Annotated in this window: 16 protein-coding genes and 2 tRNA genes; 7 read left to right on the top strand and 11 right to left on the bottom strand. The window is 70.9% G+C overall.

Features of this window, described 5'->3' with window-relative positions:
• Positions 1 to 37: 37 nt before the first annotated feature.
• The gene (locus JD276_RS11180; protein WP_200115736.1) at positions 38 to 4,861 is read right to left on the bottom strand and encodes an NAD-glutamate dehydrogenase; all 4,824 of its coding nucleotides are present in this window, start codon (positions 4,859 to 4,861) and stop codon (positions 38 to 40) included.
• A 135-nt stretch (positions 4,862 to 4,996) separates the two neighbouring features.
• On the opposite strand from JD276_RS11180, the gene JD276_RS11175 reads away from it, so the two are divergent.
• A complete protein-coding gene (locus JD276_RS11175) occupies positions 4,997 to 6,769 on the top strand; it encodes a bifunctional 3'-5' exonuclease/DNA polymerase (RefSeq protein ID WP_200115735.1) in 1,773 nt (590 codons plus the stop codon).
• Between the two features lie 35 nt (positions 6,770 to 6,804).
• Here JD276_RS11175 and JD276_RS11170 read toward each other — a convergent pair whose 3' ends face one another.
• From JD276_RS11170 to JD276_RS11160, 3 genes are all read right to left on the bottom strand, one after another.
• Entirely contained in the window at positions 6,805 to 7,440 is a 636-nt protein-coding gene (locus JD276_RS11170; protein WP_200115734.1) for a hypothetical protein, read from the bottom strand.
• Positions 7,441 to 7,482: 42 nt separating this feature from the next.
• The gene (locus tag JD276_RS11165) at positions 7,483 to 8,400 is read right to left on the bottom strand and encodes a DUF808 domain-containing protein (RefSeq protein ID WP_200115733.1); all 918 of its coding nucleotides are present in this window, start codon (positions 8,398 to 8,400) and stop codon (positions 7,483 to 7,485) included.
• Between the two features lie 401 nt (positions 8,401 to 8,801).
• Positions 8,802 to 8,892: transfer RNA gene (locus JD276_RS11160), tRNA-Ser, on the bottom strand.
• Between the two features lie 231 nt (positions 8,893 to 9,123).
• Between JD276_RS11160 and radA the strand changes: the two genes are divergently transcribed.
• Positions 9,124 to 10,470 carry a DNA repair protein RadA gene (radA, locus tag JD276_RS11155; protein ID WP_200115732.1) on the top strand — a complete coding sequence of 449 codons (1,347 nt, stop codon included), beginning with the start codon at positions 9,124 to 9,126 and terminating at the stop codon, positions 10,468 to 10,470.
• Positions 10,467 to 12,032 (top strand): malate:quinone oxidoreductase, encoded by a 1,566-nt coding sequence (locus JD276_RS11150; protein ID WP_200115794.1) that lies wholly within the window; start codon positions 10,467 to 10,469, stop codon positions 12,030 to 12,032. The genes radA and JD276_RS11150 overlap by 4 nt, the downstream gene beginning before the upstream one ends.
• Before the next feature lie 72 nt (positions 12,033 to 12,104).
• Here JD276_RS11150 and JD276_RS11145 read toward each other — a convergent pair whose 3' ends face one another.
• Entirely contained in the window at positions 12,105 to 12,866 is a 762-nt protein-coding gene (locus JD276_RS11145; protein WP_200115731.1) for an HAD-IIB family hydrolase, read from the bottom strand.
• Positions 12,867 to 13,029: 163 nt separating this feature from the next.
• Here JD276_RS11145 and JD276_RS11140 point away from each other — a divergent pair.
• A tRNA-Pro gene (locus JD276_RS11140) sits at positions 13,030 to 13,106 on the top strand.
• 356 nt (positions 13,107 to 13,462) lie between these two features.
• Positions 13,463 to 13,750 carry a hypothetical protein gene (locus tag JD276_RS11135; RefSeq protein ID WP_200115730.1) on the top strand — a complete coding sequence of 96 codons (288 nt, stop codon included), beginning with the start codon at positions 13,463 to 13,465 and terminating at the stop codon, positions 13,748 to 13,750.
• A gap of 302 nt (positions 13,751 to 14,052) precedes the next feature.
• Here the strand turns inward: JD276_RS11135 and JD276_RS16175 are convergent, their stop codons facing one another.
• From JD276_RS16175 to JD276_RS11120, 4 genes are all read right to left on the bottom strand, one after another.
• Positions 14,053 to 14,178, bottom strand: a complete 126-nt coding sequence (locus tag JD276_RS16175) for a hypothetical protein (RefSeq protein WP_267906420.1) — start codon at positions 14,176 to 14,178, stop codon at positions 14,053 to 14,055.
• A 273-nt stretch (positions 14,179 to 14,451) separates the two neighbouring features.
• Positions 14,452 to 14,925, bottom strand: coding sequence for a hypothetical protein (locus JD276_RS11130; protein WP_200115729.1), 474 nt, complete (start codon positions 14,923 to 14,925; stop codon positions 14,452 to 14,454).
• Positions 14,925 to 15,338 (bottom strand): DUF4383 domain-containing protein, encoded by a 414-nt coding sequence (locus tag JD276_RS11125; RefSeq protein ID WP_200115728.1) that lies wholly within the window; start codon positions 15,336 to 15,338, stop codon positions 14,925 to 14,927. Before JD276_RS11125 ends, JD276_RS11130 begins: the two co-directional genes overlap by 1 nt.
• 144 nt (positions 15,339 to 15,482) lie before the next feature.
• Positions 15,483 to 17,333 carry a 2-isopropylmalate synthase gene (locus JD276_RS11120; RefSeq protein ID WP_200115727.1) on the bottom strand — a complete coding sequence of 617 codons (1,851 nt, stop codon included), beginning with the start codon at positions 17,331 to 17,333 and terminating at the stop codon, positions 15,483 to 15,485.
• A 156-nt stretch (positions 17,334 to 17,489) separates the two neighbouring features.
• On the opposite strand from JD276_RS11120, the gene JD276_RS11115 reads away from it, so the two are divergent.
• Both JD276_RS11115 and JD276_RS11110 read left to right on the top strand, forming a co-directional pair.
• Entirely contained in the window at positions 17,490 to 18,188 is a 699-nt protein-coding gene (locus tag JD276_RS11115; protein WP_443673897.1) for a FadR/GntR family transcriptional regulator, read from the top strand.
• A 91-nt stretch (positions 18,189 to 18,279) separates the two neighbouring features.
• Positions 18,280 to 19,908, top strand: coding sequence for an amidohydrolase (locus JD276_RS11110; protein WP_200115726.1), 1,629 nt, complete (start codon positions 18,280 to 18,282; stop codon positions 19,906 to 19,908).
• Here JD276_RS11110 and JD276_RS11105 read toward each other — a convergent pair.
• Entirely contained in the window at positions 19,893 to 20,630 is a 738-nt protein-coding gene (locus JD276_RS11105) for a GntR family transcriptional regulator (RefSeq protein WP_200115725.1), read from the bottom strand. The genes JD276_RS11110 and JD276_RS11105 overlap by 16 nt on opposite strands.
• A gap of 64 nt (positions 20,631 to 20,694) precedes the next feature.
• On the bottom strand, positions 20,695 to 21,390 hold the full coding sequence (locus JD276_RS11100; RefSeq protein ID WP_200115724.1) for a DUF2848 domain-containing protein: 696 nt from the start codon (positions 21,388 to 21,390) through the stop codon (positions 20,695 to 20,697).
• Between the last annotated feature and the right edge of the window lie 92 nt (positions 21,391 to 21,482).

The following is a 21,482-nucleotide window of genomic DNA, read 5'->3' as shown; positions in this document are numbered from 1 at the left end:
GGCGGCGCTCCTCCGCGCGGCCCGTCCCCCGCCGCGGCTATCGGATGAGCGAGCGCAGCTGACGCAGCGCCACCGACAGGGCCGCGATGCCGGGCTCGTCCAGATCGTGCACCGACGCCAGCGCGTCGAGCGCCCGCTGCGACTTCGCCCCGCCCTGCTCGACCCACGCGGCGATCCTGGCGTCCTGGTCCGCGGAGCCGTCGTCGGAGCCGTCGTCCGTGCGCTCGATGACGGCGGCCGTGAGCTCGACCATCACCGCGTAGAGGTCGTCGCGGAGCGCGGCGCGCGCCATCGAGTCCCAGCGGTCGTCCTGCGGCAGCTTCGTGACGCTCGTCAGCAGGTCGTCGAAGCGGATCAGCGCCGAGAGCGCGAAGTAGCAGTGCGCCACCTCGTCGATGTCCCAGTCGCGCACGTGGGCGAGCTCGATGATGTCGAGCAGCTGCAGCGAGGCGAGCAGCCCGGCGCCCCGGCGCGCGAGCGCGGGATCCATCCCCGCTGCCTCGAGCTCGGAGACCTCCTCCTCGAAGCGCCGCAGCTCGTCGCCGCGCACCAGCTCGTCCATGCGCCCGGCGTAGGCGGCGACCTGCTCCTGGAAGCTCTCGATCTCGCGACCCACGTCGAGGCGGTCGGGGCGGTGCTGCACGAACCAGCGCGCCGAGCGGTCCAGGAGGCGTCGGAAGCCGAGGTACAGCCCCGTCTGCACGCCCGCGGCCACGACGTTGTCGGTGGCCTCGACCTCGACCACGAAGCCGCGCAGGTCGAAGATCTCGCGGGCGATGACGTACGCCCTCGCGATCTGCTCGCTCGACGCGCCCGTCTCGTCGGCCGCCCGGTAGGCGAAGGTGATCCCGCCGCGGTTGACCATCGAGTTGACGACCGAGTTGACGATGATCTCGCGCCGCAGCGGGTGGGAGCCGAGCTCCTCGGCGTACGCCTCCCGGATCGGCTCGGGGAAGTACTCGGTGAGCGTCCGGACGAACCAGGGATCCTCGGCGAGGTCGCTCGAGGCGAGATCCGTCTTCAGCGCGAGCTTGGCGTAGGCGACCAGTACGGCGAACTCCGGTCGGGTGAGGCCGATCCCGCGTTCGGAGCGCGCCGCGATCTCAGTCGCGTCGGGCAGGTACTCCAGCTCCCGGTCCAGCTCGTCCCGGCTCTCCAGCCACTCGATCAGCCGCTCGTGCATCGGCAGCATGATCGCGGCGTTGGCGCGGGAGTTGCCGAGCAGCACGTTCTGCTCGTAGTTGTCGCGCAGCACCTGGACCGCGACCTCGTCGGTCATCGAGCTCAGCAGCTCGTTGCGCTCGTCGAGCGTCATCCGCCCGTCGCGCACCATCGCGTTCAGCAGGATCTTGATGTTCACCTCCTTGTCGGAGGTGCCCACGCCCGCTGAGTTGTCGATCGCGTCGGTGTTGATCTGCACGCCGTGCTGAGCGGCCTCGATGCGGCCGCGCTGGCTGACGCCGAGATTCCCGCCCTCGCCGACGACCCGCACCCGCAGCTGGCCGCCGTCGACGCGCACCGCGTCGTTGCCGCGGTCGCCGATCTCGGCGTGGGTCTCGGAGGCGGCCTTGACGTAGGTGCCGATGGCGCCGTTCCAGAGCAGGTCGACCGGCGCGAGCAGCACCGCCTTCTTGAGCTCGGCGGGTGTGAGCTTCGTCACCGAGCCGGGGAGGCCGAGCGCCTCGCGCATCTCGGCCGAGACGGTCACGGACTTCGCGGAGAGCGGGAACACGCCGCCGCCGGCGGAGATCAGCGAGGGGTCGTAGTCGGCCCAGGAGGATCCCGGCAGCTCGAACAGCCGCTTGCGCTCCGCGAAGGAGGCCGCGGCGTCGGGGGAGGGGTCGACGAAGACGTGCCGGTGATCGAAGGCCGCGACGAGCCTGATGTGCTCCGAGCGCAGCATGCCGTTGCCGAACACGTCGCCGGACATGTCGCCGATGCCGACCACCGTGAAGTCCTCGGTCTGGGTGTCGTGGCCGAGCTCGCGGAAGTGGCGCTTCACCGACTCCCAGGCGCCGCGGGCGGTGATGCCCATGCCCTTGTGGTCATAGCCGGCCGAGCCACCCGATGCGAAGGCGTCGTCGAGCCAGAAGCCGTACTCCTCCGAGATGCCGTTCGCGAGGTCGGAGAAGGAGGCCGTGCCCTTGTCGGCGGCGACCACCAGATACGGGTCGTCGTCGTCGCGGCGCACGACGCGATCCGGAGGCAGGATCTCGGCGCCGTCGCGGTTGTCGGTGATGTCGAGCAGCCCGCGGATGAAGGTGCGGTAGGCGGCCTTGCCCTCGGCCAGCCAGGCCGCGCGGTCGCTCGGATCGGGCAGCTGCTTGGCGACGAAGCCGCCCTTGGAGCCCGTCGGCACGATGACGGCGTTCTTCACCATCTGCGCCTTCACGAGCCCCAGCACCTCGGTGCGGAAGTCCTCGCGCCGATCGCTCCAGCGGAGGCCGCCGCGAGCGACCTTGCCGAAGCGCAGGTGCACGCCCTCGACCTGCGGCGAGTACACCCAGATCTCGGCCATCGGGTGCGGCTTCGGCAGCCCCGGCACGCGCCCGCAGTCGAGCTTCAGCGACACCCACGGCTTCGGCGAGCCGTCGGCCCCGCGGGTGTAGAAGTTCGTGCGCAGCGTGGCCTGGATGACGCCGAGGAAGGAGCGCAGGATCCGGTCGTGGTCGAGGCTCGAGACGCTGTCGAGATCCTCGAGGATCGCGTCGGCGAGCACGGCCTCCCGGCCCGCGCGATCGTCGGCGGCCGACGGGGGGAAGGCCTCGGGGTCGAAACTCGTCTCGAACAGCTCGACGAGCTTCGCCGCGATCCCCGGGTTCGCCGTGAGCGCGGCGTCGATGTACTCCGTCGAGAACGTCGAGCCGATCTGGCGCAGGTAGTGTCCGATGGTGCGCAGCACGACGATGTCGCGCCAGCCGAGGCCGCCGCGCAGCACGAGCGTGTTCAGCCCGTCGCTCTCGGCGGCGCCCGACCACGCGGCGCGGAACGCCTCCTCGAACTCGGCGCCCCAGTCGGCGTCGCTCCACAGCTCGGAGTCGGGCGCGGTGATGCCGAAGTCGAAGATGTGGCGGGTGCCGCCGTCGGGGAGCGCGATCGTGTAAGGATGCTCGTCGACCACGTCGACGCCGAGGTTCGTGAGGATCGGCAGCACCCGCGTCAGGGGGTACTGGCGCCGGGAGACCACGGTCAGGATCCGCTTCGAGGCGTCGTCCTCCTCGGGCTCGTACAGGCGCACCGCGAACTCCGAGTCGTCACCGCCCTCGATGCTCTCGAGGAGGGCGATGTCGCCGACCGCCTCCGTCGAGGTGATCGTCTCCTTGTACGAGGCGGGGAAGGCGGAGCCGTAGCGCCGCAGCAGTTCAGCGGCCTCGTCCTCGCCGTGCGCCTGGTGCAGCGCGTCGACGAGGCCGGTCTCCCAGGTGCGGATCGCATCCTCGAGGCGCTCCTGCAGCAGCGCCTCGTCGACCTCCGGAATCGCCGCCCCCTTCGGCATGCGCACCATGAAGTGCAGCTGCGCGAGGGGCGAGTCGCCCACCCGGGTGGCGTGATCGGTGCGTTCCGCGCCGAAGGTCTCCCGCAGCAGCGCGTCGATCCGCAACCGCACGGTGGTGTTGTACTGGTCGCGCGGCAGGAACACGATCGCCGAGACGAGGCGTCCGAACTCGTCGGGGCGCAGGAAGATCCGCGCACGGCGGCGCTCGCGCAGCCGGCTCACCTCGGTGGCGACCTCGAGCAGGTGCTCGGCGGAATCCTGGAAGAGCTCGTCGCGCGGGTACGACTCGAGGATCTGCTGCAGATCCTTGCCCGAGTGCGAGGTCGGCGAATAGCCGGAGGCCTCGATGACGGCGCGCACCTTCGCCCCCGCGATGGGGAGCGTGAGCACCGAGGAGGCGTAGGCGGCGGAGGTGAACATGCCGAGGATCCGGCGCTCGCCGGTCACGTTGCCCGCGTCGTCGAAGGTGCGCACCCCGATGTAGTCGAGGAAGACGTCGCGGTGCACGGTGGCGCGCGAGTTCGCCTTCGTGATCGTGAGCAGCCGCGGTTCCCTGGCGGTGCGCTGCGCCTCGGGGCGCAGGTGCACGACGCCGGTCGAGCCCTTGCGCAGGATCCCGAGCCCCGTGTGGGGGAGCGGGCGCAGCACGTCCTCGCCGTCGAGGTTCTCGAGCGCGTACTCCCGGTAGCCGAGGAAGGTGAAGTGGTCGTCGGCGAGCCAGTTGAGGAACTCGACCGTCGGGGTGATGGTGGCCGGATCGACCGTCGGCGGCGCCTGGGTGCGCAGGTCGGTCACGATGTCGAGGCAGGCCCGGCGCATGGGCCGCCAATCCTCGACCGCGGCCCGCACGTCGGCGAGCACCTCCTGCAGGCGGTCGGTCAGCCGGTCCCGCTCCTCCTCGGTCGGCACGCGGTCGATCTCGAGGTGGATCCACGACTCCAGCTGGCCGCCGTGCGCGCCGACCTCGATCAGCGAGCCCTGACCGTCGCGCCGCACCGAGACCAGCGGGTGCACGAGGAGGTGCACGGTGTGCCCGAGCCGCGAGATGGCCGCGGTCACGGAGTCGACGAGGAAGGGGGAGTCGTCGGTGCAGATCTCGACGATGGTGCGCCGCGAGCTCCAGCCGTTCTCGCGCTGGGTCGGCGTGAACACGGAGACGAGGGTCTGCCCGGGCGCGCGGCGGTCCGCGAGCCCGCACATCGAGGACAGCGCCCCGACGACGTTCTCGGGCTCGCGCTCGGTGAGCGGCTGCACGGCGCTCTGGGAGAGCAGGTGCTTCACCCGTTCGCGGAGCTCCGGATCGAGGCCGTTCGCGGCTTCGAGGATCTGAGAGGGGAGTTGAACGGGGACAGCGTCGGCGGCCATGAACCTCTTCGTTCCTGTGGGAGGGCAATGGGGATGATGCGATCCTAGCCCGGATCGACCTCGCGTGCCGCGCCTCCACGGGGTCGGCCCGATCCGGGCGCCGCCCCTGTCGGCGGTGGGCAGTAGCGTTGAGCCGTGCCCTCCCGATCAGGCCCCTCCGACGCACCGCGCTGGTGCGTGCTCGGGCGTGTCCCGGGAGGCGGCGTCGCGCGCGGCCGCGTCGCCGCGGTGGAGGTCGATGCCGCCGGCGAACGGTCGGCCCCGATCCCGATCGCGACGGCGGAGCTGCCCGCGTTCGTCGCGGCTCGGGAGCGGAGCGCCCCGCGCTGGGTCTGGAGCGATACGCCGTCGTGGTATCCGCGGCTGCTGGAGGCCGGCGTACGGATCGAGCGCTGCCACGACCTCCGCCTCTGCCACGCGATCCTGAGCCGGTCCGAGGCGGTTCCGGATCGCGGCCCGCTCCTCGCGGCAGCGCGGTGGGAGGCGGGGCCCGGTGCGGGGGAGGGGGAGCCTGCGGAGTCCGCCCTCTTCGAGATCGAGACGCCGGAGGACGCCCCGGGCGCCGTTCCGCACGACCTCGATGCGGCGCTCGAGGAGTTCGATCGGCAGCGCGCGGCGCTCGCCGCGTGCGTCGACCCGGGCAGGCTCGGCCTGCTCGTCGCGGCGGAGTCGGCGGGCGCGCTCGTCGCCGCCGAGATGGCCGCGGCCGGAGTGCCGTGGGATGCGGCCGAGCACGATCGGCTGCTGAGCGCGGCGCTCGGCCCGCGCCCGGCCCGGGGCGCGAAGCCGGTGCGCCTCCTCGAACTCGCGGAGGAGGTGCGCGCGGCGCTCGGAGACCCTCGCGCGAGCCTGGACTCGCCGCCGAAGCTGCTCCGGGCTCTGCGCAGCGCGGGCATCGACGTCGAGTCGACCTCCCGCTGGGAGCTCGCGGAGCACGAGCACCCGGCGATCCGGCCGCTGCTGCGCTACAAGAAACTGTCGAGGCTCCTCACCGCCAAAGGGTGGGCCTGGATCGACGAGTGGGTGCGCGACGGCAGGTACCACCCCGTGTACGTGCCCGGCGGAGTGGTGACGGGTCGGTGGGCGTCGAGCGGGGGCGGGGCCCTGCAGCTGCCGCGTCAGCTCCGTCCCGCGCTGCGCGCGGATCCCGGGTGGGTGCTCGTCTCGGCCGACGTCGCCCAGCTCGAGCCGCGCGTGCTCGCCGCGATGGCGGCGGACGGGGCGATGGCCGCCGCGGGATCCGGCCGCGACCTCTATTCGGGGCTCGTGGAGCAGGGGATCGTCGGGACTCGTCAGGAAGCCAAGATCGCGGTGCTCGGCGCCATGTACGGCTCGACGACGGGGGACAGCGGCAGGCTCGTGCCTCGGCTGCGCCGCAGCTTCCCGGCGGCGATGCGCCTCGTCGACACGGCTGCCGCGGCGGGCGAGCAGGGCGGGGTAGTCTCCACCTGGCTCGGTCGCTCGTCGCCCCGACCCGGCGACGAGTGGGAGGAGCTCCAGGCGCGCGCGAGTCTGCCCGGGGCTACGTCCCGCGACGAGAGTCGGGCCCGCCGCGCCGCACGCGAATTCGGACGCTTCACCCGCAACTTCGTGGTGCAGGGCACCGCGGCCGAGTGGGCGCTGGCGTGGCTCGCGGAGCTCAGGCTGCGGCTGGCGCGGCTCCCGTCCCCGACCTCCGCCGAATCGATCGCGCCCGCACGGGCCTCGGGCCCGGCGTTCGAACGGCAGCCCCACCTCGTCTTCTTCTTGCACGACGAGGTCATGGTGCACGCGCCCGAGGGACAGGCCGCGGCGGTCGCGGCGGCGGTCCGCGAATCGGCCGAGGCGGCGGGACGGCTGCTCTTCGGGAGCGCCCCGGTCGACTTCCCGCTCGAGCTGCGGATCGGGGAGCGCGCCCTCAAGGAGTGACATCGAGTCGGGTGGGGCCGGGGCGGAACGTGGCTCTACTCGGCGCGGAGCCCCGGGTTCGCGGCCCGCATGCCCTCGATGGCCAGATCGCCCAGGCCGGAACCGAGCGAGGTCACCCATACGTTCCCGGCGAAGCCGTACCAGATGTCGTGCGCGCCGACGAAGGGCCCCTCGATCTCAGAGATGAACACTTCCGCGCCCGCCTCCTCGGATTCGATGTAGTCGGACTCCCGCAGCGCGGCCACGAGGCGATCCCGTACGTCTTGCGGGAGCTCGGCGACGTTGATGTGGATCAGGCCGTCCGAGTTCGGGATCCCCCACGCACAGAAGCGTCGTTGCGAGGCTCGATCCAGCGATTCCCTGGCCACAGGGCCGATGGCGCCCTCGAAGATCTCGACCAGCTGCTGATCCTCGGGGACGGGGGCCCACTCGGGAGAGAACCGGCCGACGATCCGGTTCAGCGGGATCAGCCGCTCGCACTCCGGGATCACGATCGGACTCCCGGTCTCCGGCGGCGGTCCCGTCGTCTCGGCCGGAGAGCTGGTCGGGGTCTCGGTCTCGGCCGGGGACTCCTGCGACTCGCTCGTCGGCTCCGGGGCGCAGGCGGAGAGCGCCACCAGCAAGACCGCCGCGACGGCCCCGGGCGCTCCTCTGCGAACGGCGCGGTTCATGCCCGCAGCGTAGCAAATCCCGCCGCGCGCTCAGGGGCGGGATCAGCCGCGCTGCAGCTGCGGCGACTCGCCGCCCTCCGAGAAGCTCGGGCGCTTGCCGACGATCCTGCCGACCAACAGGATCGCCCCGACGATGAGCAGGCCGGTCGCCAATCCCGCGATCGCGGAGATCAGCGTATCGCCGAACCAGACGACGGCGCCGCCGAGCGGAGCGAGGGCGTGCTCGACGCCGTGGAGGAGATCCGCGGTGAACGGCACCCCCACCTCGCCGAGATTCACCAGGATGAGGTGGCCGCCGACCCAGAGCATCGCGACGGTTCCGACGATGCTGATGGTGCGGAACACGGCGGGCATCGAGCGCACGATCCTGGTGCCCGTATGGCGCACCTGCCGGTCGGGGTTCTTCGCCATCCGCAGCCCGATGTCGTCGATCTTCACGAGCAGCGCGACGGCGCCGTAGACGATGACGGTCATGAGGAGGGCGATGACCGCGAGCACCGCGAGGGTGGTCCAGATGCCCATCCCCGAGTCGAGGTTCGACAGCGAGATGAGCATGATCTCGGTGGAGAGGATGAGGTCGGTGCGGATCGCGCCGAGCACGAGGCGCCGCTCGTCGCGCGCGCCCTCCTCGCCGTGGCCGTGCTCGATCCCGAACCACTCGAGCACCTTCTCGGCGCCCTCGAAACAGAGGTAGGCGCCGCCCAGAATGAGGAGGTACGGCAGCACCCACGGTGCGAACGCCGTCAGCAGCAGGGCCAGCGGGATGATGATGACGAACTTGTTCGCGATCGAGCCGAGCGCGATCTTGCCGACGACCGGCAGCTCGCGCGCCGGTGAGATCCCCTGCACGTACTGGGGCGTCACCGCGGCGTCGTCGATGACGACTCCGGCCGACTTCGAGGAGGCCTTCAGCGCGGCGCTCAGGATGTCGTCGACGACGGCGAGTAATCCAACGGACATGGGGCTCCTCCTCTGAGCGGCCGGTCGGCCGGTGTGTCGTCGGGCGGCCGATGTGTTGCCGGCCGGCCGGCGCGCGACGTCCGGGCCGTTGCAACAAGCGAGAGCTTATCCGGATTCGGCGCCGCCGCTCGTCCGGCCCGCGGGCGGGCCGTCCACCGTCTGCGCTCGACAGTAGATGTTCTGGTTCCTCGAATTTGGAGCATCTGCTGCCGAGCGCAGACGGTGGGGAGGGCGAGGGGGAGGGGGACCCGTCGGGGCGAGGTCTCGCCCGCGCCGCCGCCGCGCGCCCCGCTCCTGCTCCCGGCGCTGCTCGGCGCACGGAGGCGACACCACCGGGCCCGTTTCACAACAAACGACCCCCGAACTCTCGCATGATTTCAGCGGAGTTCGGGGGTCATTCCTGGCGGTGACGGTGGGATTTGAACCCACGGTAGGGGGTTACCCTACACGACTTTTCGAGAGTCGCACCTTCGGCCGCTCGGACACGTCACCGCGAAAAAGAATACGGGATTCGGATCGCGAGTGCGAATCGAGTCGCGGGATCGGGGTCGGGGCCGCGGAAACCCGCGGGTGCGGCGGCGTGTCGCGCTCAGGGCGGGTCCCGCTGCATAGGCAACCGCAGAGATCCGCTGCGCGGGCGATGGGAGGACCTCGAACCGGCGACTGCAAGGACCGCGAACCGACGACCGGGTCGATGTCGCAGGTCGCCGCTAGGCTCGCGGCATGGCGAGATCGAGTGGTGGGTACGCGTGCACCGAGTGCGGGTGGCAGGCGCCCAAGTGGGTCGGGCGCTGCGGCGAGTGCCAGCAGTGGGGCACCGTCGAGGAGGTGGCGCGCGCGGGAGCCTCGCTCGCGAGGACCACGCGTTCGGCGGCTCCCCGGGCCGGGCGCGAGGCCCGGCCGATCACCGAGCTCGGGGCCGACGCCGTGGCGCACCGGCCCACCGGTATCGGCGAGTTGGATCGGGTGCTCGGCGGCGGCATCGTGCCGGGGGCGGCGATCCTGTTCTCGGGCGAACCGGGCGTGGGCAAGTCGACGCTCCTGCTCGACGCCGCGGCCAGGGCCGCGGCGGCCGGCGGCCGGGTGCTCTACGCCAGCGGCGAGGAATCGACCGGGCAGATCCGCATGCGCGCCGAGCGCACGGGGGCGCTGCACGACACGCTGTTCCTCGCGAGCGAGACCGACCTCGCGACGGTGCTCGGGCACATCGACGACGTGAAGCCCGACCTGATCGTCGTCGACTCGGTGCAGACGCTCGCGAGCGACCGGGTCGACGGGGGCGCCGGGGGCCCCGCCCAGGTGCGCGAGGTCGCCGCCGCGCTGATCCGCGTCGCGAAGGAGCGCGGGATCCCCGTCGTGCTCGTCGGCCACGTGACGAAGGACGGCTCGGTCGCGGGCCCGCGCCTCCTCGAACACCTCGTCGACGTGGTCTGCCACTTCGAGGGCGACCGGCGCACGGCGCTGAGGTTCCTGCGCACGCTGAAGAACCGGTTCGGGCCGACCGACGAGATCGGCTGCTTCGAGATGTCGTCCGCCGGCATCAGCGAGGTGCCGGATCCGAGCGGCCTCTTCCTCAGCCGCAGCGCCGAGCCCGTGAGCGGCACCTGCGCGACGATCGCGATGGAGGGGCGCCGCGCCCTGCCCGTCGAAGTGCAGGCCCTCGTCGCCAAGAGCGCGACGCCGAACCCGCGCCGCGTCACGAGCGGGGTCGACTCGGCGCGGGTGTCGATGATCCTCGCGGTGCTCGAGCGGCGAGCCGGCGCCCGCCTCCACGATCAGGACGTCTACGTCTCGACCGTCGGTGGCGTGCGGCTCTCGGAGCCGGCCGCCGACCTCGCGATCGCGCTGGCGGTGCTCTCCGCCGTTCGGGATCTGCCTCTGCCGCACGACCTCGCGGCCATCGGAGAGATCAGTCTCGCGGGCGAGGTGAGGCCGGTCGTGGGCGGCGAGCAGCGAGCTGCCGAGGCCCGGCGTCTCGGATACGCCCAGCTCGTCGACGCCGGCGCCGGCACCCTCGAGCGGGCCCGCGAGATCGCCCTCGGCACGCTCTCGCGACAGCGCCGCTCCTGAGCCTCCGAGCAGGCGGTCCCCCGAGGTTCGCCGCGGGGGTAGACTCGGAGACCGTGAGTAACAACACGGTAGACGTCGTCCTCATCGGTGGCGGCGTGATGAGCGCCACCCTCGGCACCCTGATCAAGCAGGTGCAGCCCGACTGGTCGATCGAGATATTCGAGTCGCGCTCCGCGGTCGCGACCGAGAGCAGCAACGCGTGGAACAACGCGGGCACCGGCCACGCGGCCCTCTGCGAGCTCAACTACATGCCGGAGGGGGCCGACGGCAGCCTCTCCGCCGACAAGGCGATCTCCATCAACGAGCAGTTCCAGCTCTCCCGGCAGTGGTGGTCCTCGCTCGTGAAGCAGGGGGTCCTGGGCGAGCCGTCAGGCTTCATCAACGCGACTCCCCACATGACCTTCGTGCGGGGCGAGGCGAACGTCGACTACCTGCGCCGCCGCTACGAGATCCTCAAGCAGCAGCCGCTCTTCTCCGACATGGAGTTCAGCGACGATCCCGCGCAGATCGCCGAGTGGACGCCGCTGCTCGTCGACCGCCGCAGCAAGGACGAGGTCTTCGCGGCCACCCGCTCGCTCAGCGGCACCGACGTCGACTTCGGCGCGATCACGAGGCGGCTCATCGGGCACCTCGTCGAGAACGGCGCGCGACTGCGCCTCGGCACCCAAGTGAAGAAGCTGCGCCGTCGCGAGGACGGCACCTGGGACGTCTACGCGCGCAACCGCTCGGGCTATGGAACCGGCATGGTCAACGCCCGGTTCGTCTTCGTCGGCGCGGGCGGCGGAGCGCTCTCGCTGCTGCAGTCCTCCGGCATCCCCGAGATCCGGGGCTTCGGCGGATTCCCCATCAGCGGCAAGTTCCTGAAGTGCGACAACCCCGAGATCGTCAAACTGCACCGCGCCAAGGTGTACGGCAAAGCGGCCGTCGGGGCGCCGCCCATGTCGGTGCCGCACCTCGACACCCGCATCGTGAACGGCAAGGAGAGCCTGCTCTTCGGCCCGTACGCCGGGTTCAGCCCCAACTTCCTCAAGAAGGGCTCCTGGTGGGATCTGCCGGGCTCGATCCGCCCCCACAACCTCGGGCCGATGCTCAAGGTCGGCCTCACCGAGTTCTCGCTCGAGAAATACCTGCTGGGAGAGGTGCTGGCGAGTCGCGAGAAGCAGATGGGGGCACTGCGCGAGTACATGCCGACCGCGCGCACCGCCGACTGGAAGATGATCACCGCGGGCCAGCGCGTGCAGGTCATGAAGAAGGATCCGAAGAAGGGCGGCGTGCTGCAGTTCGGCACGGAGGTCATCACGGGAGCCGAGGGATCGATCGCCGGCCTGCTCGGGGCCTCTCCCGGGGCGTCGACGGCCGTGCACGCCATGCTCGGCGTGCTGCAGCGCTGCTTCCCGGAGCAGTTCGAATCCCGGTGGAAGGGCGAGTTCGCGGCTCAGGTGCCCGCGCTCGGAACCGCAGGCGTGAACCACGACCCGGTCGCGGCGGCGGCGACGCTCGCCGAGACCGGCGAGGTGCTCGGGCTGACGTCGGCTCTCAAACCGGTCGCCGTCGAGGCGTAACCCGCCTGGTCGGGGCTGCGAGGCGATCCCGACATACGCGAACGCGCCACCGGATCCGCGCCGTGACCGCCCTTACGCGCGGCCCGCGAGCAGTGCCTCGAGGAAGTCGGCCGTGTCTTCCCAGCCGGTGACGGCGCGACAGGGCACGCCGATCGCCTTCACGGGGTAGTCGTTGCCGTCGGGGTCGAGGCGATCTCCGACGAACAGCATGTCGTCGAGTGCGATGCCCGTGTGCTCCGCGAGCTTTCGCATGCCGTACGCCTTGTCGATCCCGGTGCGGGTGATGTCGACCGACGTCGAGCCTCCGCTGCGCACCTCGAGGTGCGGCAGCCGCGACGCGACGGCTGCCCGCAGCGCGTTCTTCTTCGCGCCATCGGGATCCCATGCGTGCTTCGCGGAGACCGGCGCACGCTGCCCGAGCGCCGAGAAGGTCACCTGCGACCCGCGATCCTCCAGGATCTCGCCCCACGGCTCGGACTCCCAGAGACCGAGCCGCGTCGCCTCCTCCCGCAGGGCCGTGAACGCCGCCTCGCGCTCGGCCTCGGTGAGGTTCTCGCGGTAGACCGTCTGCCAGGCGCCGTCGCGCCGGCGCTCGTAGCGGGTGCCGCAGGTGGGCAGCAGGTGGAGGTGCTCCAGCCGATCCTCCGCGACGCCCTGCAGGCCGCGGATCAGCTGGGTCTCGAACTGCTCGAAGTTGCCGCCCGAGATCACCGCGACCGTCGTGGTGTCGAGCAGGCGGGCGAAGACCGACGCCATGCGGGGGTCGAGCGGGGATTTCGAGGGAGCGAGCGTGTCGTCGAGATCGAACGCGATGAGGTGAGGGATCTGGGCCACCCGTCGATTCTTCCACAGGTGCCGTGCGCTTCTCCCCGCCCGGAACGACGCCGCTGGGAAGATCGACCGTTTCCGCTGAGATCGACCGCTTCTGCGGACCCGGCGCCTCGTTTTCGCGTTTCGCCGAGAACCCGCTAGAGTATTCCTTGCGCTCAGGCGCAATCGGGATGTGGCGCAGCTTGGTAGCGCACGTCGTTCGGGACGACGGGGTCGCAGGTTCAAATCCTGTCATCCCGACCAGAAAGCCCCGGAACTACCGCAGAATCATGCGGAAGTTCCGGGGCTCTGTTGTTCCGGATCGACCCGAGATCGGCCGCGGGGCGCATGCAGAGCACGTGAGAAATCACGCAGTTGCTGCGAGGGCTTCCTTCTGCCCCTGCTTCGGCCGACCTTCTCACCGCCTCCTTCGGCGCTTCTCCGTCTTCGCGGCGACCTCATCAGCCCTGTCGGCCCACGACTCCGAGTACGTGTACAGCGTCTCAGAGGCGTCCCAATGCCGATGCGACTGTTTTCTACTCGGTTGGAGGCCGGCTGCCGCATCCCCGCCGGGCGCGGGAGGTGGGGGATCTCGAAAGAGATGTGGTTGAGTAATGGCTATGCCTGCAGCATTCGCGTTCCATGTCGGCGAGCTGGAGCGCTATGAGATCACGGTGCGCATAGCTGGCTTTCGCAACCGGGTGACCATCGAGGCCAACGGTGCGCTGATGATCGACAGCGGCGGCAACATGGGAATCGTGATGCCGAACGTGTTCGACTTCGAGGTCGGCGTGAATGAGAAGCACATGGTGTCGGTGAGATTCATCGCTCAGCAGCTCGTCGACGGGGGCGCCTCGTATATCGACGTATTCATCGACGGGCGCTTCGCGTTCAGACACCCCTGGTGAACCCTTACTCTGGGCCGCCCGTCATTCGCGGCAGCGCGGTGTCATGCGCTCGGGCAGGAGATGCCTCGCTCGCCTCGCTCAGGGCTTGCCAAATGCTTCGAGCACGAGCACCTGGGGGTGGCGACGGGGCCAGGGACTCGAGAGACCGACGTCGCCCACGTTCTGCCCTTCTGGCGAGAGGCCCCGATCAGAAGCGGGTTCTGACCGGGGCCTCACTCGTTCTCCCGTCGGGCGTCTCGCGCTTCGCCCGAGTCACGAGCGTCGCAGCAGCGCGAGCATGGAGAACCGCACCCGCTCGGCGGCTAGGAGCGCCTGTTCAGCAGCGTGCTCTCGGCTTCTGCCTTCTCCCGCTTCGCCGCGCGCTTCTCCTTCAGCGACATTTTCGCGGGCTTCTTCGCGGACTTGTAGCCGCGTTCCTTGCCTGACATCTCAACTCCCTTCATGCGAAAGCTGGGGCCAGATTCCGACCATAGCCCACAAGTGCGGAGAAGTCACGAGACGAGGACGACGCTCGAGCGACCGCCTCGCCGATCCGCGTGCTCAGCCCATGGTGTTGATGATGGGGCCGATGTGCGTGAAGAAGTTGAGCGCGCCGAACAGCAGGAATCCGAGGCCCGGGAGCCCGATGCAGATGCCGACGATCCACTGCCAGATCGTCCTCGTCGAGCGCCGGTGAGGGCGGCCCGCAGTGGCTCGTGCGGCTAGTGGTGGCCGTCGTGCAGAGTGCCGTGAGGAACGGCCGACGCGCCGGGCTCGGTCTGGGCCAGCGCCGGAGTGGTGATGGCGGCGACGAGCATGGCCTGCACCGTGAGCGTCAGCACGAAGGCGCCCGACCGGGGCGCCGGACTGCTTCGCCGAGAGCCGCGGCGCAGCCGCAGGGCCGCGAACACGGCCGTGATCCAGTGCAGCGTCAGCAGGGCGACGAAGGGCACGAGCCCGATAGTACGCGTGAAGAGCAGCGCGGTGGCGGCGGCGAGCACGATCCCGCAGGCGATCAGCGCGGTGCGCGGGGCGATCACCCGCCCCGCGCGCATCGTGAGCACGCCCCACGCGAGCTCCGCCGCCGCCGCGATGATGAGCGGGATCGCCACGCGCGGATCCGCCCCCGCAGCCACCGCCATCAGGATGAGACCCGAGCCGATGGCCGCGAGGGCGGACCAGAGCTGACCGATCATCACACGACGGGCCGGGCGGTCGCTCGCGTCTTGTCCGCGCCCAGGGCCACGCCGAGCAGGATGAGCGCGCTCCCGAGGTGGAGGATGTGGTCGGCGGTGTTGAGGGCGAGGATGTTCGCCGCGGTATCGGCGATGAAGAAGCCGAGGATGCCGAGGAGCAGGTACGCGGCTCCGACGACGCCGTTCACGCCCTTCGCCGCGCTCACGCCGACGAGGCCGCCGATCAGCAGCGCGGCTCCGATGAGGAGGTGCGCGACGTTGTGGAGGGGGTTCACCTCGAAGACGCCGAGGAGCAGGCCGCCCTCGGTCGCGATGAAGTCGACTCCGCTCGTGACGGTGAAGCCGAGCACGCCCACCAAGAGGTAGACCGCTCCGAAGATGACGCCGACGAGTCGGTTGGGTGAGTTTTTCACGATACTGCTCCTTCGAGGTCGTGAACGGCCGAAGTGCTCCGCTCGCGCTGGGTGGTCCTTGTTCCCGCCCAGTCTCGGGGGCGGGAACACGGCCGGATAGGTGCTTGCGCGCGCGGGCACCGGTGCGCTATGCGGACCCTCGTTTCAGGCGCAGGAGATGGGCGCCGTTCTCTCGGTGATCCGGTTCCCGAGGCCGATCCGGTGCGCCGCGCCGACGCGGTTCGCTGCGCCGATGACCGCGTCCAGGCTTGCCGTGATGGCGGAGTCCGCGAGGCCCGCTGCCCAGGCGATGCCGCCGTCGTCGGTGCGGCGGTACTCGACGAGGGCGAGTGCCCGGCTGCCGCTGCCGGAGGCGATGCCTGTCTGGTGCAGGCCGAGGATCTCGATCCCGATCCCGTGCTCGACGAGGGCGCGAGCGAGCGCGTCCACGGGGCCGACGTCCTCGTGGGTGGTGACGTGCTCCTCGCCCCGCACGTTCAGCGCGATCCGGGTGCCGCTGCGCTCTCCGGCGCCCGCGGCGGCGCCGGCGGCCTCATAGTCGGTCAGCCGCACCTCGGCTTCGGCGTCCGGCGCGAGGTAGGCATGCTGGAAGATCTCCCACAGCTCAGCGGCGGTGACCTCGCGCCCGTGGGCGTCGGTGTGCGTCTGCACGTGGCGGGCGAGGTCGATCTGCACCCGGCGCGGGAGTTCGATCCCGTACTCCGTCTGGAGCAGGTAGGCGATGCCGCCCTTTCCCGACTGCGAGTTGACCCTGATCACGGCGTCGTAGCTGCGGCCGATGTCGGCCGGATCGATCGGCAGGTACGGCACCCGCCACTCCGTCTCCTGCTCGGGCAGGCCGAGGCGCGCCGCGCGGGCCCGGTGCTCGGCGAATCCCTTCTTGATCGCATCCTGGTGGGTGCCGCTGAACGCGGTGTGCACGAGGTCGCCGACGTAGGGGTGGCGGCTGTGCACCTCGGCGCGGTTGCAGTGCTCGACCGTTCGGCGGATCTCGTCGATGTCGGAGAAGTCGATCATCGGATCGATGCCCTGGGCATGCAGGTTGAGGGCCAGCGTCGCGATGTCGACGTTGCCGGTGCGCTCCCCGTTGCCGAAGATGCAGCCCTCGACGCGCTGAGCTCCCGCCAGCACGGCGAGCTCGGCGCACGCGATGCCGGTGCCGCGGTCGTTGTGGGGGTGCACCGAGAGGATCACGCCGTCCCGCCTGGCGAGGTGCTTGTGCATGTACTCGATCTGGTCGGCGTAGACGTTCGGGGTGGCGATCTCGACCGTCGCGGGCAGGTTCAGGATCACGGGGCGCTCGGGGCGCGCGTCCCAGAGCTCCGTCATCGCGTCGCAGACCTCGAGCGCGTAGTCGGGCTCGGTGAGGTTGAACACCTCGGGGCTGAACTCGAATCGCACGTTCGGCAGACCGCCCGCGAGATCCAGCACGTCCCGGCCCCCGGCGAGGATCAGCTCCTTCAGGTCGGCGCGTCCGCGCCCGAGCACGGTCTCCCGCCAGGTCGGCGCGGTCGCGGTGTACATGTGGACGACCACGGGGTTCGCGATCCCGTCGATCGACGCGACGGTGCGTTCGATGAGGTCGCGGCGCGCGGGCGTGAACACGACGATCGTGACGTCCTCGGGCGCGAGATCGGAGTCGGCGATGAGGCGCACGAAGTCGTAGTCGGTCCGGGAGGCCGAGGGGTAGCCGACCTCGATCTCCTTGTACCCCATCGCGACCATCAGCTCGAAGAAGCGGCGCTTGCGGGCCGGATCCATCGGCTCCGCCAGCGCCTGGTTGCCGTCGCGCAGGTCGACGGGCACCCAGAGAGGCGCCTCCGACAGCCGCTTCGTCGGCCAGTCGCGCTCGACGAGGGGGATCTCGACGCGGGTGTGCGCGTCGAGATACCGGTGGGAGGGCATCTGCGAGCGCCGCTGCCGGTTCCAGCGGGGAGCGCGGGCGGGTATCGATCCCGCGGGAGTGGAGAGCGTGGGGAAAACCGTGTCGGTCATGACGTTCCTTCGGGTGCAGCGATGAGACGACCGGCACAGCGATGGGCTCCACGGCGGGGAGCCGATCGTGCTAGGCCCCGCCGTGGCTGCGAAGAAGAAGGAGATGCGCGATGAACACGGATAGAATCTATCACAACTCCGCAGACAAGTAGACAGGTGGGAGACGAGATGGTCGAGGTGCAGCGCGCATCGCTCGCGGATCGGGCGGCGGACGCCCTGCTCGAGCGCATCCGATCCGGAGAGTGGCCCCTCGGGGCTCGACTGCCGGGCGAGACCACCCTCGGCCCCCAGCTCGGGGTCGGCAGGTCGACCGTTCGGGAGGCGATCAGGCAGCTCTCGGGCAGGGGAGTGCTCGAGTCGCGGCAGGGTGCGGGCGTCTTCGTCACGGCGCTGGAGGTCGTCGACGACTGGGACGCCGTGCTGCGACGGGCCGGGATCGCGGCCGTCATCGAAGCGCGCATCGCGATCGAATCGGAGGCGGCGGCGCTCGCAGCCGAGCGCCGCCCGCCGCAGGCGCTGCGGGCGATCCGCCGCGAGCTGGCCGAGCGTCTCCGCCATCGCGAGAGCACCGAGGGGCACGTGGACGCCGACATGCGTTTCCACCGCGCCGTCATCGCGGCGTCGGGGAACCCGGTGCTGCTCGAGCTCTTCGACGCCTTCGTGCCCCGGCTGCGGCGGGCCATGATCGACATGCTCCGGCTCGGCAGGCACCTCGACGAGGCGGCGGACGGCTCGGCGCACGCCGAGCTGGTCGAGGCGATCGCGGCCCGCGATGCTGAGGAGGCGCGCCGGCTGAGCCGCACGCACCTCGACGCGCTGAAGGATGCGCTTCGGATCCCGCGCTCGGGACATTAATGAATGCTGTTCACCGAGGTTGCGCGGTCGGGTAGGGTCGAAGCGTGCCGCGGCGCCGCTGCCGCGATCGGAACCCGAGGAGACAGCACCGATGACGACGATCTACCGCAATGCCGCCGTGTTCACCGGCTCGGCCGACGAGGCGCTGCAGGAGGCGTTCTCCGTCGAGGGCGGCCGGTTCCAGGCGGTCGGCTCCGAGGCCGAGGTGCGCGAGGCCGCCGGGCCCGATGCCGCCGAGGTCGACCTCGGCGGCGGCTTCGTGTCGCCCGGCGTGATCGAGGCGCACGCGCACCTCGCCATGTTCGGGGAGTCGCTCGGCAAGGTGCAGCTGCGCGACTGCAAGTCGCTCGGCGAGATCCAGCAGCGCCTGATCGAGGCGCGCGAGGCGAATCCCGAAGCGCCGAGGATCCTCGGCGTGAGCTGGCTCTTCGAGGCCGTGGGGGACGTGCACCCGACCGCCGCCATGATCGACGAGGTGCTGCCCGACGTCCCCGTCTACCTCGATGCCAACGATCTGCACTCGGCGTGGGTCAACTCCGCCGCGCTCGCGGAGCTGGGCATCACGCGCGAGACACCCGACCCCGTGGGCGGCGAGATCGCCCGCGACGAGCACGGAGAGGCGACCGGCCTGCTCTACGAGACCGCCGCGATGAGCTACGTCTGGGACTTCCTCGACTCGACGGTCACCGACGAGAAGCGCGTCGAGTTCCTCGACAGCGCCTTCGCCGCCTACCTCGCCGCGGGCGTGACCGGCGCCACCGACATGTCGCTGAACGCGGCCGACGTCGCGGCGATTCGGCGCATCCTGGCTCGCGACGGCCGTCTGCCCTTCGCGATCACCGGCCACTGGCTGCTGCAGCCCTCGGGCGACACGGCGGAGGACCTCGCGGCGGTCGAGCGCGTGGTGGGCCTGCGGGACGAGGTGGCGGCCGCGCCCGGGGCGGAGTGGTTCCGGATCGTCGGGGTGAAGTTCATCATGGACGGTGTGATCGACGCCTGCACCGCCACCATGCGCGCACCCTACGCGAACGGCAGCAACTGCGACCCGATCTGGAACGAGGAGCGGGTGTTCCCGGTCGCCGCGGCCGCCGACGCGGCGGGCCTGCAGATCGCGATGCACGCGATCGGCGACCGCACGAGCGAGATCGCGCTCGATGCGATCGAGCACTGCATCGCCGTGAACGGCGAGCGCGAGCGCCGGCACCGCATCGAGCACCTGGAGTCGGTCGCCGACACCACGATCGAGCGCATGGCGCGGCTCGGCGTGACCGCGTCGATGCAGCCCGTGCACTGCGATCCCGCGGTGCTCGACAACTGGAAGAGCGTGCTCGGCGACGAGCGGGCCGAGACGGGGTTCCCGTGGCAGAAGTTCCGGTCGGCCGGGGTGCGGCTCGCGCTGGGCACCGACGCGCCCACGGCCCCGTACGAGGCGCTGCCGAACCTCTACATCGCGCTCACGGGCGGCTCGGCGATCGACCCCTCGCTGCCGCCCTACCACCCGGAGCGGGTGTTCCGGCCGGCCGAGGCGCTCTCGGCGCTCACGGCCGGCGCGGCCTACGCGGGCGAGACGGACGGGGTCAACGGCAGGATCGCGGCGGGCCTCCGCGCCGACTTCGCACTGCTCGACGTCAACCCGCTCGAGGCCGAGGCGGATCGACTGCTGACCGCCCGGGTGCAGCAGACCTTCGTGGCGGGCGAGTCGGCCTACGAGGCGCGGTAGCGCTCCGGGTCGGCGCCCTCGCCGGGGACCGCTCCCTCCCGCCGAGGCGCTCGGCCCCGCTCGCGTTGCAGCCCCTCGGTGTCCTGCGCGAGAGTGCCCTCGCGGTGGGCCCGCATGAGCCGCTCGATCTCGGACGCCGGCGCGCCGGCGGCGATCCGGTCGACGAGTTCCACGTGCTCTCCCGAGAGCCGGGGAGCGATCTCCCCGCGGTACCCCACGACGGCCGCGCGCACGGCGGCGACGCGCAGCTGTCCGCGCTCGAGCGTGTCCCGCAGGTATCGGTTGGGGCAGCGGGAGCTGAGGACGCCGTGGAAGGCGAGGCTGTTCTCGTTGTAGCCGTGGAAGTCGCCCGCGAGGTGCGCCTCGTCCATGCGCCGGTTGAACTCGCGGGCGGCGTCGAGCTCCTCGGCCGTGAGCAGCGGCGCCGACATCGAGACGGCGAGCGCCTCGAGCACCGCCTGCGTCTGCATGATGTCGCGGTAGTCCGCGATCTCGAGCTGCGCGACCCTGACGCCGCGGTGGTAGAGGAACTCGACGAGGCCCTCCGACTCGAGGCGTCGCAGGGCCTCGCGGGTCGGGATCAGGCTGACCCCGGTGGCCTCGGCGATGCTGCCGATGTTCAGGGAGTCGCCCGCCCGGTACTCGCCCTCGACGATGCGCTCCATGACGAAGTCGTAGACGCGCCGCGTCTTGTCGCGGGGCTTCTCGGGTTCGGGGCACATAGCCTTGCCAGCATGGCATGACCGGGCCACCGCCCGCTACTTGCGCGGGTTCGGAGCGGCAGCGTCAGTGGATGGGGTCGGCCATCCGCACGACGTCGTACTCGAGCTCGATGCGCCCGAGCTCGGGATCCTCGAGAGCGACGCCCCACCGGTCGGCGAACTGGTCGACGGAGCCGTCCATCGTGATGGTGCCCGAGATGAGCACCGTGCCGGGCCTGCGCTCGCCCCGCTGCTCGAGCACGTCGAGCCAGTAGGAGGGCTCCAGCAGCGCCGCGGCCGGGGCGCTCTGGATCGGGGTGCGCTCGGCGCCGACCCAGCCGCTGAGGATCACGCGGTCCATGCGGTCCGCGACGTCCGAGTACAGCCAGGCCTTCCTCGCGAGCACGTCGGGGGAGGCGTTCTTCGACCACGCGACGCCGTGGGTCTCGAGCTGCCGATCGGTGTGATCGCAGGCGGCCGTGAGCAGCTCGCGGCCCTCGTCGTCGATGACGAGCGCCCACTCGGCCTCGCCCGAGGTTCTGCCGTGCTGCACGGAGACGCGGTCGGTCTGCTGCGCGAGGTAGGGGGAGACGGGGTACAGCGTCGGGGTGGTGGCGGGGGCGGGGACGCCGAGTTCGGCGAGCTCGTCGATGTGCGCGCGCACCTCCTCCTGGTTCTTGCCTGCGTAGCCCGCGTTGAGCAGCCGCTCGACGGTGACGGTGGACACGCTCCCGTCGGGGAGTTCGAAGGTCAGCGTCGGATTGCTGTGGTGGTGTGACAAGGTTGCTCCTCCTCGGGCGTCCCGCTAGCGGCAACTCGCGAGAAACCTCTTTGTATGCGAGTTGTATACATATAGTATGGGGGAACTGCTCG

The sequence above is a fragment of the Leucobacter chromiisoli genome (assembly GCF_016522505.1).
GTDB classification, from domain to species: domain Bacteria; phylum Actinomycetota; class Actinomycetes; order Actinomycetales; family Microbacteriaceae; genus Leucobacter; species Leucobacter chromiisoli.
Note: the sequence above shows the minus strand (reverse complement) of the source record. Positions and strands in the feature narration are given on the sequence as shown.